General features: G+C 42.5%; 13 protein-coding genes. 1 reads left to right on the plus strand and 12 read right to left on the minus strand.

Annotation, left to right across the window (positions count from 1 at the left end; genetic code table 11):
- Positions 1-5 precede the first annotated feature (5 nt).
- The 4 genes from ACQRD1_RS12560 to ACQRD1_RS12575 form a co-directional block, all read right to left on the minus strand.
- Positions 6-2369, minus strand: coding sequence for an ATP-dependent DNA helicase (locus ACQRD1_RS12560; protein ID WP_427787665.1), 2364 nt, complete (start codon positions 2367-2369; stop codon positions 6-8).
- Between the two features lie 47 nt (positions 2370-2416).
- The gene (locus ACQRD1_RS12565; protein WP_235232115.1) at positions 2417-3181 is read right to left on the minus strand and encodes a TIGR03915 family putative DNA repair protein; all 765 of its coding nucleotides are present in this window, start codon (positions 3179-3181) and stop codon (positions 2417-2419) included.
- On the minus strand, positions 3156-4499 hold the full coding sequence (locus tag ACQRD1_RS12570) for a putative DNA modification/repair radical SAM protein (RefSeq protein ID WP_427787667.1): 1344 nt from the start codon (positions 4497-4499) through the stop codon (positions 3156-3158). The genes ACQRD1_RS12565 and ACQRD1_RS12570 overlap by 26 nt, the downstream gene beginning before the upstream one ends.
- 107 nt (positions 4500-4606) lie before the next feature.
- A complete protein-coding gene (locus tag ACQRD1_RS12575; protein WP_235232101.1) occupies positions 4607-5149 on the minus strand; it encodes a TetR/AcrR family transcriptional regulator in 543 nt (180 codons plus the stop codon).
- A 176-nt stretch (positions 5150-5325) separates the two neighbouring features.
- Here ACQRD1_RS12575 and glgB point away from each other — a divergent pair, with 176 nt between their 5' ends.
- Positions 5326-7116: a 1,4-alpha-glucan branching protein GlgB gene (gene glgB / locus ACQRD1_RS12580; RefSeq protein ID WP_427787669.1), complete on the plus strand. Its 1791-nt coding sequence runs from the start codon at positions 5326-5328 to the stop codon at positions 7114-7116.
- 96 nt (positions 7117-7212) lie between these two features.
- Here glgB and ACQRD1_RS12585 read toward each other — a convergent pair whose 3' ends face one another.
- The 8 genes from ACQRD1_RS12585 to ACQRD1_RS12620 all read right to left on the minus strand — a co-directional run bounded on the left by ACQRD1_RS12585 (position 7213) and on the right by ACQRD1_RS12620 (position 15296).
- Positions 7213-8046 (minus strand): Mrp/NBP35 family ATP-binding protein, encoded by an 834-nt coding sequence (locus ACQRD1_RS12585; protein WP_235232099.1) that lies wholly within the window; start codon positions 8044-8046, stop codon positions 7213-7215.
- A 56-nt stretch (positions 8047-8102) separates the two neighbouring features.
- A complete protein-coding gene (locus ACQRD1_RS12590) occupies positions 8103-8477 on the minus strand; it encodes a RidA family protein (RefSeq protein ID WP_427787670.1) in 375 nt (124 codons plus the stop codon).
- Positions 8478-8479: 2 nt separating this feature from the next.
- Entirely contained in the window at positions 8480-9433 is a 954-nt protein-coding gene (locus tag ACQRD1_RS12595; RefSeq protein ID WP_427787671.1) for an ornithine cyclodeaminase family protein, read from the minus strand.
- A complete protein-coding gene (locus tag ACQRD1_RS12600; protein ID WP_427787672.1) occupies positions 9433-10827 on the minus strand; it encodes an MATE family efflux transporter in 1395 nt (464 codons plus the stop codon). Before ACQRD1_RS12600 ends, ACQRD1_RS12595 begins: the two co-directional genes overlap by 1 nt.
- A gap of 420 nt (positions 10828-11247) precedes the next feature.
- Entirely contained in the window at positions 11248-12012 is a 765-nt protein-coding gene (locus tag ACQRD1_RS12605; protein WP_347376054.1) for a pseudouridine-5'-phosphate glycosidase, read from the minus strand.
- A gap of 19 nt (positions 12013-12031) precedes the next feature.
- Positions 12032-13072, minus strand: coding sequence for an ADP-ribosylglycohydrolase family protein (locus tag ACQRD1_RS12610; protein WP_427787674.1), 1041 nt, complete (start codon positions 13070-13072; stop codon positions 12032-12034).
- Positions 13073-14110, minus strand: a complete 1038-nt coding sequence (locus ACQRD1_RS12615; RefSeq protein ID WP_347376052.1) for an ADP-ribosylglycohydrolase family protein — start codon at positions 14108-14110, stop codon at positions 13073-13075.
- 85 nt (positions 14111-14195) lie between these two features.
- On the minus strand, positions 14196-15296 hold the full coding sequence (locus ACQRD1_RS12620) for a sugar ABC transporter substrate-binding protein (RefSeq protein ID WP_235232092.1): 1101 nt from the start codon (positions 15294-15296) through the stop codon (positions 14196-14198).
- Between the last annotated feature and the right edge of the window lie 23 nt (positions 15297-15319).

Raw genomic sequence — 15319 nt, forward strand, 5'->3', positions numbered from 1 at the left:
GAAAGCTATTCTCCCCATTTTTTCCAGAATGTCTCCAGGTAATCCTCTACATTTTCCACATTACAGAGCGCATACTCCTTCCATTCTCTTGGAAATGTTTCCTGATATCTTCCATCACGGAAGCGCTCATCCAGTAACAGGATCACCCCTCTGTCTTCATCTGTACGAATGACTCTTCCTGCTGACTGAAGCACCTTATTCATCCCAGGATAAAGATAAGCATAATCAAAGCCTCGCAATCCATGTGCATCAAAATAATTCTTCAACAATTCTCTTTCCCGGCACACCTGAGGCAGTCCGGTACCAATAATGATCGCGCCGATTAATTTATCTTCTGCCAGATCAATTCCCTCCGAGAAGATACCGCCCATTACACAGAATCCCATCAGGCTGTGCTTTCTGTCTTCTTCAAAATTTTCCAAAAAGATCTCTCTCGCCTCTTCCGACATATACTGAGACTGCATCACATATTCGATTTCCTGATCTTCTTTTAACAGATCAACAAACACTTCATAAACTTCTTCCATAAATCGATAAGAGGGGAAGAACGCAATATAATTACCGATTCTTGTTCTTGCAACCTGTATCAGATATCTGGCATAACGCCGATACATGTCCTCGCCTCGTCTGGTATATTTTGTACTGACATCGGTACCAAGAATCAACTGTCTTCTTGCAGGATCAAATGGAGATTCTGCATATATCGCGTAATCTTCTTTCGAAGTACTTAACAGCTTTTTGTAATAATGAATCGGAAGTAACGTTGCAGAGAAGAAGATGGTACTATTTCCCTTATCCAAAAACTCCTGTAAACAATTGGCAGGATTGACGCAGAACAGCCGAAGCTTAAATCTGCCACTGTCTTCTAATTCTGAATAGATCAGATAATTCTCATCCAACCGGTCATGGATATTGAGAAATGTACGTACAGAAAAATAAAGATTCAAAACTTCTTGTCGAATCTCTTCTTCTTTACAGTCTTCCAGATATCTCTCCATCTCCGTCATTAATGCCATTAATTTTAAATAGATATGGGAGACACTGTCTAACACCTGCAAACCGTCACATTCTCGCTTTAATGCCAGAAGCTGCTTATTGCAGTCATTCAGCTTCCGGGCAAGTTTTTCATCTCTGTCCTTTACCAGTTTTTTTATCTTTAAAATGTCTTCTTTATAAATCTGGGCACTGTACATCTCACGACCGCGTTCAACCAGATTATGCGCTTCATCAATGAGGAAAAGATATTCTCCTTTGTTCCCTTCACCGAAGAATCGTCTCAGATATGCGTTCGGATCAAACACATAATTATAATCGCAGATGACTGCATCTACCCACTCTGCTATGTCCAGACTCATCTCATGCGGACATACCTGCCACTTTCTTGCCTGCTCTTTCAGAATCTCCCTGCTCATCTCATCGGAAGTCGTAATCAACTCATATACCGCATCATTTACTCTGTCATAATGTCCCTTCGCATATGGACATGCATCAGGATTACAGTTTGTCTCTTCACAAAAACAGATCTTTTCCTTCGCTGTCAGAACAATCACTTTCATGCGAAGCGCCTGTTCTTTCAGTGTGTCAAACGCCTGCCATGCCACCGTTCGAGTAATCGTCTTCGCAGTCAGATAAAACAGTTTTTCGCCCAGTCCTTCCCCCATCGCCTTTACAGCCGGGAATACAGTAGCCATCGTCTTGCCCACTCCCGTAGGAGCCTGGATAAACAGCTTCTTCTTGCGAAGAATAGTCCGGTACACCGATACGACCAAATCCTTCTGTCCCTCACGATATGTAAATGGAAATTCAATTTCTTTAATAGATTGATTCCTTTTTCCCTTCCACTGAATCTGATACCTTGCCCATTTCTCATACTTCCCGATCAATTCCCAGAACCATGTATCTAACTCCTGGAATGAATATACACTCTGAAAACGCTTCATCTCTTCCGTCTCCATATTACAATATGTCATCTGTATGCCAATCTCTTCTAACTTCTTCTGACTGGCATAAATATATGCATAACATCTTGCCTGTGCCAGATGGACTCCGACAGGTTCTTTCAACAAGTTCAGATCTTTCAGCACTCCTTTGATCTCATCGATCACAATTCCTTCCGGCGTCTCTATGATTCCATCTGCACGCCCCTCAATCATAAGAAGGAATCCTTTACAAGGCACTTCGAACTTCAATCCAATCTCTGCATGATAATCCGACCCCATACGGCGCTGAATCTTCCGGTGAATCTTACCGCCCAAAAGCATACTGTCCTTATCTGCTCCTGCTATTCTATTGTCGATATCCCCGCTGCGCATAATAAACTCCACAAGACTACGCACGGATATCCGGATGACCGGCTGTTCTAAATTCATAATCTCTTCTTCTCTCTATACTAACTTTTCTTATTATAGCATAGATATTACCGGAACTCTACCATATCCGGCCGGAAGCGGAGCGGCAAATGCTGCCTCTGGCACTTCGGATTCTCCCTGGATGGAATAGAAATTGTCTTGCAAAATTCCTTCCACAGCTTTTCAAATTCTTTTTCTCTTTCAGAAAACGTAAGATTCTCTTCTATCTTACATTGTTCATCCCATAAAAGGATCCATTTTTTCCCCGATTCATGAACTACAAACATATGATGTGTCTTATCATGTATCATCCAGTTCTCCAGAGGAAGGCGATCCGCGAAATGGGGGGCAAGGCAGGTAAGAACCTGTGATTTTGGTGTAATCCCTGCATATAACACGCCATTTGCAAGTTCCTGAAATCTCAGGAAGCCTTTGAGTGAATGTGCTTCTCCGCCTACGTTTCTGCTAAGTTCAAATACCTTCTCTACCTTGGGGTGGCTGAGATATTCCATAATTCTTGTACTGTCAGGCAGCCGCCGTGCTGCCAGCATCGTTCCAAGTACAGCATCTGCCTTTTCTCTATCCGCTGACAGCACAGCATGGTAGATATCCCAGTAAGCATTCTGTCCCAAATGCTTCTTAATCAGTGCTTCCACCGCAATCGCCTTATGCTCCGTCTCCTCCACCTCAACATAATCACAGAATAAACGAGGTTCCAGGAATCCTCTTAATGCAATCCCACATTCATCTTCCCCTTTCCGACTCTTCCACGCATCATATATCCCCGAAAAAATCCCCGTGACCGTATCACTGCACACATAGATTGTTTTTATCATTGCTTCCATATACATTCTCCCTAAATCTCACATCATCAAAAAGAGACAATTGTTGATATCCCATATTCGTTATCTCCTTTGGCAGTTTTTCTCCTGCATCCAGAAGATTCCTGGTAATATAATCCACATCCATCTTCGTCGGATACAGCATCTTCCCACTGCATGTGATAAAATACAATGCACGCTTCAACACAACACCCATCTTCTTAAGATCTGGGAAATCCAGCGTACCAAACTTTCTCGCTTTCATAATCCGGGATGCAGACTTATATCCAATTCCCGGCACCCGAAGCAGCATCTTATATTCTACCCGGTTAATCTCTACCGGAAACTGATCCAGATGCTGCAATGCCCAGTTACACTTCGGATCAAATAACACATTAAAATTCGGATTCTCTTCCGACAAAAGTTCCTCTGCCTGAAAATGATAGTAACGAAGCAGCCAGTCTGCCTGATAAAGACGGTGTTCTCTTAAAAGAGGCGGTCCGTCATCCGTCCTTGCCGGCAAGGCAGCATCCTCATTCACATGCACGAATGCCGAATAAAATACTCTTTTTAATCCAAACTTCTGATATAACGACTCTGCCACCTGCATAATCTGATAATCAGTCTCCGGAGTTGCTCCTATGATCATCTGCGTACTCTGCCCTGCCGGGACAAAACGCGGCGCATTCCGATACAACTGAATCTCCTGCTTATTCTCATCCATGCGATTCTGTACCAGACGCATCGGTGTCAGAATATTTTTTCTTGTCTTATGCGGTGCCAGAATCTTCAGACTCTCTGCCGTAGGAAGTTCCAGATTCACACTCATTCTGTCTGCCAGAAATCCAACTCTCTGGATCAGTTCTGGATTCGCTCCGGGAATTGCTTTCACGTGAATATAGCCCTGAAAATGACATTCCTTTCGCAGTTTATACAATGTAGCATAAAGCAATTCCATTGTATGATCCGGACTCTTCAATATCCCAGAACTTAAGAACAGTCCTTCAATATAATTTCTTCGGTAAAATTCCATCGTAAGAGTACAGACTTCTTCCGGTGTAAAAGCCGTCCGCACCACATCATTGCTTCTTCGATTCACACAATACTTGCAGTCATAGATACACTCGTTGGTAAATAAAATCTTTAAAAGAGAAATGCATCTTCCATCTGCCGAAAAGCTGTGACAGATTCCCGACTGTTCACAGCTTCCTATTCCTGTTCCATCATTATTGCGCGAAGTTCCGCTGGAAGTGCAGGCAACATCATATTTCGCCGCATCCGTTAAGATATTCAATTTATCATAGACCGTCATAGATTCCTGAATCCTCATAAAACCCCCCTTCCCTTTTCACAGAACGCAAAAGAACATATGTTTGTATTTCCAATTATACAAACATATGTTCTTTTTGTCAATAAGTTCCAAGAAGGAAGATCATTCTAGTATTGGTTACTGTACATTGGCTGCAGCATCTCCGTAATATCACTGATAACCGAAATCAGGGTATGGATATTCCCCTCCCGATTCCGCTGATATGCATGATAACCACCCTGAATACAGCAACTTAAGATAATATTTTTCACTGCATCATCCCTGTATTCCGGGTATTTTTCAAATATCATTTCCTTAATACTCGTCTCAATCCTATCTGCAAAATGGTTCCTCTGTTTTCCGGAAAACAGAATCATAGTCAGAGAATTCTGTGACAGATATGCCGTAAACAGCTCCTTGGTAAATTCTGCCGGATTCTCCATAATATACTCAGGATGGGAGATGCTGTTCGTAATCGACATGACTACTTCCGCTTCCATACAGTCTGACAGATCATAAATATCTTTATAATGAGAATAAAACGTCGATTTATTAATGCAAGCCAGTTCACACAACTCTCTGACTGTAATCTTTTCCAATGGTTTTCTGGAACGCAGTTCTATAAATGCATTCTTGATTCCTCTTTCTGTCTTTTCAATCCGCAGATCCATATATTGCTTCCTCCAAACATTCTATTCTTGATATTTCCCGACAAATTTTGCAATCCGTTGCTTATCCATCCATCTGTCTACATTGTTGGTGGATAGCCCGATATCAGATTTGTATAATCATTATAGACGAAAAAAGCAACTACTGTCTATTATTTTATAAAATTGGAGGAAACATTATGGATTTTTTTGGCTTTTATACTGGGAAAATATTTGACGCATATCGCTATCTCGGCGCACACGTAGAAGAACAGGGGGTTACGTTTCGTACATTTGCCCCCGGCGCTTTGCGCATTACTCTGATTGGAGAATTCAATGGCTGGCAGGAATGGGAAATGAACCGGGTCCACGACGGAAACTTCTGGGAATGTTATGTACAGAATGCACATCCTGGAATGATGTATAAATACCGGATTTATAGGCAGGATCAATCCTATGTAGACCACTGTGATCCTTACGGCTATGGCATGGAACTTCGCCCGAATTCTGCTTCATATATCCGTGATCTGTCTTCTTATGCTTTTCAGGATGATGCATGGATGCGAAACCGAACAGATTGCAAAGAGCAACCTCTAAATATCTATGAAATTCATTTCGGATCTTTTAAAAAGCCATCCGATAAAGCTGATGACTGGTATACCTATACGGAAATGGCTGATATTCTCATCCCTTACCTGAAAGAATATGGCTACAATTATGTAGAAATCATGCCATTGAGCGAACATCCCTGTGATGAGTCCTGGGGATACCAGAACACAGGATTTTTCAGTCCCACTTCTCGTTATGGTACTGCAGAAGATCTGATGAAATTTGTCGATACTTGTCACCAGAATGACATCGGTGTCATCTTAGATTTCGTTCCGGTTCATTTTGCTGTAGATGGATATGCTCTGACCAATTATGACGGAACTGCTTTATACGAATACCCTCATCAGGACGTAGGAGTCAGTGAATGGGGAAGCTGCAACTTCATGCATTCACGCGGAGAAGTACGCTGCTTCTTGCAATCCGCCGCCAATTACTGGCTTACAGAGTATCACATGGACGGAATCCGTATGGATGCCATCAGCAGAATCATCTATTGGCAGGGCGAACCTGCAAGGGGTGTGAATCATAATGCCGTAGAATTCATCCGTGAAATGAACCGCGGATTAAAAACGATGCACCCCACTGCCATTCTGTCTGCTGAAGATTCTACCTCATTTCCTAATGTCACAAAACCAGTCAGCGAAGGTGGCCTTGGATTTGATTACAAATGGGATATGGGATGGATGAACGATACCCTGGATTACTTCCGAACCGCACCAGAATATCGAAGCCGTGATTACCACAAACTGACCTTTTCCATGATGTATTATTATAACGACACCTTCCTTCTTCCGCTCTCCCACGATGAGGTTGTGCACGGCAAAGCAACGATTCTGCAGAAAATGAGTGGAGATTACGATATGAAATTCCCACAGGCAAGAGCATTTTACATGTATATGTATGCACATCCAGGGAAAAAACTGAATTTTATGGGAAATGAACTGGGACAGCTGCGAGAATGGGATGAAAAACGTGAACAAGACTGGAACATCCTGAAATATCCCATCCACGATGCATTCCACCACTTTATGAAAGATCTGAACCTAATCTATCAGACACATCCGGCTCTTTCCCAGAAAGATTATACTGCGGATGGATTCCAATGGATCGACTGCCATCAAGAAGAACGTTGTATCTATGCCCTCGAACGAAGAGCCAGCCAGGAACGTATTCTGGCCGTCTTCAACTTCTCAGACCAGTTGCAGGAAAAATACGAATTCGAAGTAAAAGATACCAAAAAGCTGACCATTCTGATTGCCAGTGACATGGAACAATATGCCGGAACGAAAAAATATACGACCATGAATATTCCATTGCAAAATGGAAAAGTGATCTTGGATCTGGAGCCTTATTCAGCGATTTATCTGCAGATGGGAATCTAGTGATTGGATCGAATTTGAGGGAGGAGGCAGTTTGTTCCGACGCTACGCTTACCTTCACAAATCGCCTTCTCCCTCGAATTCTCCGCCACAGCCAACCTATATCTTATTTACTGCTGCCGCAAGATATTCATTGCTGATCTCGTAGAATTTCTCACTCTCCACAGCTTCCGCAAGTGCTGCATCGATCGGCATCTTCCCTAATACTGGGATTCCCAGTTCTTCTGCAATTGCATCAATGTGACTCTCACCGAATACATTGATCTTCTTGCCACAGTCCGGACATACCAGATAACTGTAGTTTTCAACGATTCCCAGTACCGGAATGTTCATCTGTTTTGCCATGTTGTAAGCTTTCTTTACGATCATCTGTACTAGATCCTGCGGTGATGTGACGATCACAACTCCATCCACCGGAAGAGACTGGAATACAGTCAACGGTACATCACCGGTTCCCGGTGGCATATCAACGAAAAGATAATCCAATTCTCCCCACATCACATCCGTCCAGAACTGTGTTACCACTCCTGCAATAACCGGTCCTCTCCAGATGACCGGATCAGATTCATTTTCCAGAAGCAGGTTGACGGACATAATCTTCGTACCATCTTTTGCCTCACATGGGAACATACCGGCATCACTGCCCTTAGCATTCTCATGTACTCCATACATCTTTGGAATGGATGGTCCTGTGATATCTGCGTCTAATATTCCAACGGAGAATCCCTGCTCACGCATCATTCTTGCCAAAGATGCGGTTACCATAGATTTCCCTACTCCGCCCTTGCCACTGACAACCGCAATCACTTTTTTCACCTGTGAAAATGGATTCGCCGGTTCTCTAAAATCCTGTGGTTTGCTGCTACAGGAACCTGCATGCGCACATCCGGCGCAGTCAGATGGTGAGCAGCCATTCTGTTGTTCTTCTGCCATCATTCATTACCTCCTGGTTACTAAGTGCATCTGAAAATCACTGTGCACAAAGTGTATTATTCAACAACTGCAATCAGTTCTACTTCACATTTTACATTCTTTGGCAATGTCTTAACTGCCACGCAGCTTCTTGCCGGTTTGGATGTAAAATACTTTGCATATACTTCATTAAATGCTGCAAAATCTGCCATATCTGCAAGAAAGCAAGTTGTCTTAAGAACTTTATCATAAGAAGTTCCTGCAGCTTCCAGAACAGCCCCCAGGTTCTTACATACCTGTTCTGTCTGTTCTTCAATTGTCACGGCCTCAATGGTATCTGTCTCTGGATTGATTGGAATCTGTCCTGCAGAATAAAAGATTCCTCCATGTACATATCCCTGTGAATATGGTCCCAATGCATTTGGTGCTTTTTCTGTTGCTACTGCTTTCATAATTACCTCTCCTTTGCCTGTTCTAATAATTTCTGTGCAATGCACACATCAAAAAGTCCCATACCTACTGATTTAAAGTAAGTCGTCTTTTTGGTGATCTCCTCTTCATCTGCTCCTGATGCCAGGAACTGATCCATGAGAATGGTCTGCTCCTCTTTCAGGATTCCGTCTGCCAGAGGCTGACTCAAGTCCCCGCTTTCCTCACATGCATACGGGAGTTCAATGTATACATGATCTACAAGCTCCCAGATTGCGTTCGGTATCTCACGCATCTGAGGCGTGTAAGAACCAATGGCAACGATGCATTTTCCCTCTAACATCTTGCTGTCATCTGGAAGTACCGGCTTCTTGGAAGGCGTTGCTGTACAGATAATCTCACTGTTCGTCACCAGTTCTTCTATCGTCTTACATTGTACTACCTTTACATCTGGCTTATCAATAGCTTTTTTCATTCTGGCAAGGTATTCGCTCAGATCCCGGGTACTGTGATTATATACATATACGGTATGAATATCCCTTGCAGCACATGCATATAATGCCAGATGAAATCCCTGCACTCCGGCTCCCACAATTCCTACAGTATGACAGTCTTTTCTGGAAAGATGGCGGATTGCCACCCCGCCTACTGCTCCTGTCCGATATGCAGTCACACATTGCCCATCCATCAATGCAACCGGAGCACCTGTCTTCTGGTCGTTTAACAGCACAACACCATCAATAGACGGAAGACCAAGCTTTGCATTTTCTGGGAAAATGCTTAAGATCTTCGTTCCGATAATCTCACTGGTATAACATGGCATGTACATCAAAGTCTTATTATCATGTTCAACGGTCGGACGCGGAGGCATATAATATTCTCCTGTACCAAATATGCGGTATGCCTCTTCAATCTGATCCATCATCTGATTCAGGTCAACCATTTTCTCAATCTCTTCTTTTCCTAAAACAATCATCATTAATCTCCTCCCAACTCTTCTTTTTCTCTTGTTACATTGTTTAACCACTTATAAGTTCGGTATCTGTATACACAGATTGGAATCTTAATCAACTCATCACTCATCAGTATCACATATACAACCTGCACACTTGCATGCAATACAAAGGCGGCCACCGCACCAATCAGGATGGAACATCCCCACATAGTTGATACATCCATAATAAGCCCGAAACGAGTATCTCCGCCGGAACGGAAGACTCCAACGACCATCGTCGTATTGACTGACTGCGCGATCGTAAAATAGGACATGACAAAAAACATAAAGTTCATATACTGCTTTGCCTGCTCTGTCAGTTCAAGATTCGCTCCCGCAACAGGTGCTGCCAGAAGAATAATTCCTCCGCCGATCGTCCCTAACAGAAGGCTTAATCCAACGAACCGTTTTGCATATGCCCTTGCATGTAAGATCTGTCTCTCTCCAATCGTCTTGCCAAGGTAGATTGCCGTGGCATTCGAGATTCCAAACACAACAACCGTAGCCAGCTGCCTTGCTACCTGTGCCACGGAATTAGCCGCCACCGCAGCACTGCCCATATGTCCAATGACGGCTGTATTGGCAGAGCTTCCCAGCCCCCACATCAGTTCATTTAACACAACCGGCATAGCATATACCATGTAATCTCTCAGCAATACTCTATCAATGTGAAACATATCATACAGACGGATACGGACATCACGGTTCCTTGTTCTGGCATAGACAAGAACCATCACGGTCTCTGTGATTCTTGCGCACAAAGTACCAATGGCTGCACCTACAATCCCAAGCTTTGGGAAACCACACAGACCAAAAATCAGCAATGCATTTACAACCACATTTACAACCAGCGACATAAAATACACAAAAGTAGCAATCAACACTCTCTCAATGCTTCGCATAATATTCAAGTACACCTGAGTCACAGCAATACATAGATAAGAAAGTCCAACAATACGAAGATATCTTGCACCTTCTGTAATCACTTCAACATCTGAACTATATATCCGCATAAGTGTCTCTGGAATCAGAAGCGCCGCAATGGTAAATACAGCAGCTACCACAAGAGAAACAGACAGCCCCATTCCCAATATCTTCTCAATGGTTCTGGTATCTTTCTTTCCCCAATACTGCGCAGTCAGCACGGTAGCTCCCGAAGTAATCCCGAAAAACAGAAGCATCATAATAAACTGAATCTGTCCTGCCAGCGAAGAACCTGAAAGAGCCGTCTCTCCGACCTTTCCAAGCATAACAACATCAATCGCCGTAACACCAACATTAATCAGATTCTGAAGTGCCATCGGTACTACCAGTGCAAATACATTTCGATAAAAAACTCGCCAGTTAATATTCAGATTTGCCGAATCCTGTTGTGTCATAACCTCTCTATCCTCTTCTCATTTGATACATCCAGTAAAGATTGTAACATAAGACACAAAAGAAATATAGGAATTTTAAAAATATTCTATCGATATGATGAAGCCTTTACAGAAGTTAAATTCCGCGTACACTGGCTGATGGAAAGTTTCAGACGTTTTGGACAGGATGGCCTTAGCGTTAACTACCGGCTTCCATCGAACGGGCAGTCAAAGATTGTTTCGCTAAATGTTGGGATAACCCACGTGGTTCACCATCGCTCCCGGATGTGATATTCCGGTCAAAGCTCCTCTTGAAAATATCGATGCTTATATGCGTGCAGCAAGACAATGCGAAAAATATCCGGTTCAGCCATCGAACTGGGAGTAAAATTTATCAAAAAAGACATCCAGAACTACTTTTGTAATTCTAGATGTCTTTCATTATAGCTTTTCTGCCCATTCTATATTTTTAATCAATGCCTCCAACTGTATTTTTGATGATTTTCCATTGGTCAATTCGTCTATTTTTGCATTAACAGCCGGATGATAATAATGACCTTCTTTTTCTCTTTCTATTCCATAAGCGCATGCCTTTTCTAAAATCTGATGATTTTTTATACGCTTCTCATCTGGAATTTCTCTCAGGTAAAGTGTCTTCGGATATAATGGTTCCTTCTTCCAGATTCTGGAAAGCGGAATCGCATTATTTCGGAACATATATCCACTACAGACATCTGTATCATATCCAAGAATCTGAATTCCTTCTGATTTGATACCATCTAATGTAACTTTCAGGTCAAACATATCTTTCGGAGACACTGCCACAAGAGATACTGTACTTTCTGCTAACGCCAAAATATCATGACAGTCTTCTTTATGCTGTCCTTGCATTAATCCGCCCATCCCACAGGTTACCGCCAGCGGAATCCCCAGAATCTCACACGCCTTCATGGTTCCAGATGCCGTCAATATCCCCGATTTCTTTTCCCTTTGGAAATGTTGAAAATTCTGGTAATTAATTCTTGCATAATACTGCGATTTTTCCCGAAATGCGCAGTATTCCTGTATTGACCCCTTCTGAATCTTTCCTGATTCCATCCATACAATTCTTTTTTCTCTCTTTTCCCAGACACTAAGAAGCATCTCATTTGTAATACTCTTTAATCCATGAGTCAGAAGTGCTGACTCTATCAGATATTCACTCATAATGCATCCTCATATATCTTTATTTCCAAAGCTTTTCAATCTCCTGTGCCTGACGCCTTAGATTCATCTGATTTTTTTCTTCAATAATATCCAGATAACCTTCTGTAATACTGTCTGCACCATTATATGCGCCTGCAACCGCACCTACAATGCAGGCAATCGCACAGGTTTCATCTCCGATATTTACAGCATCGTAAATACTTGGCATCGTATCCCCTTGATTAGCAATAAATATTCCAAGTGCAGTCGGAACTGTTTCAGCAATTGCCGGGCCACTGCCAATTCTTTCTCCCAGTTCCTGAATCACATTTGGACTACTTCCGCAGTGCATGACAATCTGAACTGCCATCTCGATTCTCTTAGTGACTGACGGCCCTGGATAAGTCCAAATATCATCTCTTTTCCTTGCAAGTTCTTCTCCCCTTATACTTCCATAATGAGCCGCCTTAATAATCTCATATACTGATGTATTTTCTTTCGTTGCCTCGCTGACCGCCGCTGCTATAGCACATGCTCCGGATATACTATAAGGGTCATCATGTGAAGACATCGTAATCTCTACTGTATCACAAATTGCTTTTTCTATGTCTCCATTGCTAAAAAGCCCTTCCGGATATGCTTTACTTGCTGCACCATTAGAAGAAAGTGCATAATAATGACCTTTATACAACTTATTGCCAAGATGTCCGATATAAGACCACATATCCATTTTATCATTTTGATTCAGACGATTCACTACATTTCTTGTTGTCATTCCAGCAAATGGCTCAAAATATTCTGTTTTACCCCATTCTATCAGGGCCTCTTCTCCTAATTTTTTTGAAGCTTGTCCTTTTTCATCAATTAGATGTTCCGTCAGAATATAAGGGATACTGAAAGCATCTGTCACCTGCCCTGCCTTTCTTCCCCTGGCCAGGACATCTTCTGGAGGAGTTTTAAATTCTTCCACACGACCTCCGAAAAACTTCTGAATCTGTCTGGCTGACTTTGTCTCTGTGGCTGCTCCCATAGCATCTCCTACTGCTGCCCCGAGAATACTTCCCAGTATTTTCTGATTCATCTAGTTCTCCTCCTTCCCAATCTGTAGTCTTTTTTCTACAATCCTTGTAATGTCTTCTGCAAGTTTTGTAATTTCCAAATGATTGACCTCTTCCAGAACAGATAGAAAATGTTTCGGATATTTATCTGCCCCCTGAAGTGCTCCTGCCATTGCTCCTGCCATTGTTGCAATCGTATCCGTATCATATCCGACATTTACTGCACCAATAATACTTCCCAGGGCATCTCCCTGATTTGCTGCAAAGAATCCAAATGCACACGGAATTGCTTCCGCCACATGAAGTCCGGCTCCTATCCGATGCCCAAGTTCAATCATCTTTTCTTTTGGAGTTCCTCTGCCCAATCCTATATCAATCGCCATCTCCATTCTTTTGACTACAGAAGGACCTGCAACATCCCTTGCAATCTCCCGTCCTATATATTCCCCTTCCTTTGCGCCATATAGCCCTTCCTGAAGGATATTATATACATCTGCATCTGGCATCACTGCACGGCTGACTGCTGCTGCCACTGCACATCCGCCGGATATTGCGAGGTAATTATCATGAGTCACCATTGTAACTGTTACAGCATCACGAATAGCTCCCTCCACATTTCCAGCATTTATCAGACCTATTGGCGATATCTTCATAGCCGCTCCATTAGTTGCTTGTCTTGTCACAAGCTGAACGCCCTTTGGTTTTTCAATCTTTTCTCCTTTATACTTCCGAATTGCAAGTCTTGTGGTAGGACCTGCAAAACGGTCAAAAAACTCTTTATGTTCAGACCATTCAATCATTGCCTCTTGTACAATCTTTTCTGTTACAATACCATCATGATCTGCAATATGTCTTGCCACAAAATAGGCCGAACTGAAATCATCCGTCAATTGTCCCGGGACATTCCCAGCTCCAAATGTATCCATCGGCGGTGTCTCAAAATCTGTAACTTCATGTCCAAAATACTCAAGTATCTGTTCAGTCGTTCTCGCCTCAGTAGCCGCTCCCATCGCATCCCCGGCACCTGCACCAATCAGTCCTCCCAATATTCGATTATACATTTTACAACCTCCATTCTTGCAAAAAAGGGAGATGTCAGATACATCTCCCTCTTTTACCAATAATTACTATAACACAGGTTCTTAATTAATGCCAGTCTGACATCTGGTCTACATTTGTAGAATCAACAAGTACCATTGGTGTACTGTCTCCTACTTCAGATACATCCTGTCCCTCTAATGCTTTCAGCATAATAATAACGCCTTCTCTTCCCATCAGATATGGAGACATTGCAACTGTTGCATCATATGTACCTTCCTCGATTGCTGCCTTAGCTTCTTCTGTAAAGTCAACACCAACAACTGTAACTTTATCTTTCATATCTTTTTCTTCCAATGCACGAACTACACCAAGTGCCATATCATCATTTGCACAAGCGATACCTACAATATCAGGATTTGCTTCAATGATTGCTGTCGTTGCATCGTAAGCTTTCTGAGCATCAAAATCGCACTGCTCCACTGCAACAACATCCATTCCTGCATCTTCAAAAGTATCTTTTGCACCGTCTCGGCGTGCATCTGCCTGGGTTCCACCTTCGTTACCAGCGATGACTGCAACTTTACCTTCTCCACCAGTCTTATCAATAATATACTGTGCTCCCATAACACCCTGATTATAAAAATCTACCGTAATTTTAGCGTCAAGTTTTCCTCCAGCTTCTTCGAGAGCATCTTCATTTACCTGATTTCCTGTTGTAATAATCTTCACATCCTCCTGATTTGCTGCAACAATACCAGAAATCAAACAATCTTCAGTTAATGGAGAAACTGCAATTGCTTCATAATCTTTTACAAGCATATTATTCAGGATATCTAACTGTCCGGCTGTATCTGTATCAGAATCTGTAGCTTGCACATCAATCGTTACACCAAATTCTTCTGCTGTTTCTTCATAACCTTCCTGCATAACTGTCCAGAAAGAGTTAGATAATGTACTTTCAATTGCTGCCAGTTTCTTACCTGTGTCTTTCTCCGGCAGCGGTGCAAGATCTTCATCAACCTGTGCCAAAGCCTTTGTAAACTCTGTTTCTGCCTCTGAAGCATCGTCAGCTTTGTCCTCTTCTTCTGTAGTTTCTTCTGTCGCAGTATCTTCTGTACTTTCCTCCTCAGAAGATGAACCGCATCCTACTGCCATAGTTGCAACCATTGCTGTACAAAGCAGTATGCTGAGAATCTTTTTTTTCATAAATATCTCCTCCTTATGAAATA

The organism is Bariatricus sp. SGI.019 (assembly GCF_050315235.1).
In the GTDB taxonomy this organism is placed as follows: Bacteria; Bacillota; Clostridia; order Lachnospirales; family Lachnospiraceae; genus JAFBIX01.

What these genes read in the sequence shown, in the direction of transcription:
- ACQRD1_RS12560 (WP_427787665.1), bottom strand. Translation starts at nt 2,369, where the DNA reads ATGAATTTAGAACAGCCGGTCATCCGGATATCCGTGCGTAGTCTTGTG.
- ACQRD1_RS12600 (WP_427787672.1), bottom strand. Translation starts at nt 10,827, where the DNA reads ATGACACAACAGGATTCGGCAAATCTGAATATTAACTGGCGAGTTTTT.
- ACQRD1_RS12570 (WP_427787667.1), bottom strand. Translation starts at nt 4,499, where the DNA reads ATGAGGATTCAGGAATCTATGACGGTCTATGATAAATTGAATATCTTA.
- ACQRD1_RS12605 (WP_347376054.1), bottom strand. Translation starts at nt 12,012, where the DNA reads ATGAGTGAATATCTGATAGAGTCAGCACTTCTGACTCATGGATTAAAG.
- glgB (WP_427787669.1), top strand. Translation starts at nt 5,326, where the DNA reads ATGGATTTTTTTGGCTTTTATACTGGGAAAATATTTGACGCATATCGC.
- ACQRD1_RS12615 (WP_347376052.1), bottom strand. Translation starts at nt 14,110, where the DNA reads ATGTATAATCGAATATTGGGAGGACTGATTGGTGCAGGTGCCGGGGAT.
- ACQRD1_RS12590 (WP_427787670.1), bottom strand. Translation starts at nt 8,477, where the DNA reads ATGAAAGCAGTAGCAACAGAAAAAGCACCAAATGCATTGGGACCATAT.
- ACQRD1_RS12610 (WP_427787674.1), bottom strand. Translation starts at nt 13,072, where the DNA reads ATGAATCAGAAAATACTGGGAAGTATTCTCGGGGCAGCAGTAGGAGAT.
- ACQRD1_RS12575 (WP_235232101.1), bottom strand. Translation starts at nt 5,149, where the DNA reads ATGGATCTGCGGATTGAAAAGACAGAAAGAGGAATCAAGAATGCATTT.
- ACQRD1_RS12585 (WP_235232099.1), bottom strand. Translation starts at nt 8,046, where the DNA reads ATGGCAGAAGAACAACAGAATGGCTGCTCACCATCTGACTGCGCCGGA.
- ACQRD1_RS12620 (WP_235232092.1), bottom strand. Translation starts at nt 15,296, where the DNA reads ATGAAAAAAAAGATTCTCAGCATACTGCTTTGTACAGCAATGGTTGCA.
- ACQRD1_RS12595 (WP_427787671.1), bottom strand. Translation starts at nt 9,433, where the DNA reads ATGATGATTGTTTTAGGAAAAGAAGAGATTGAGAAAATGGTTGACCTG.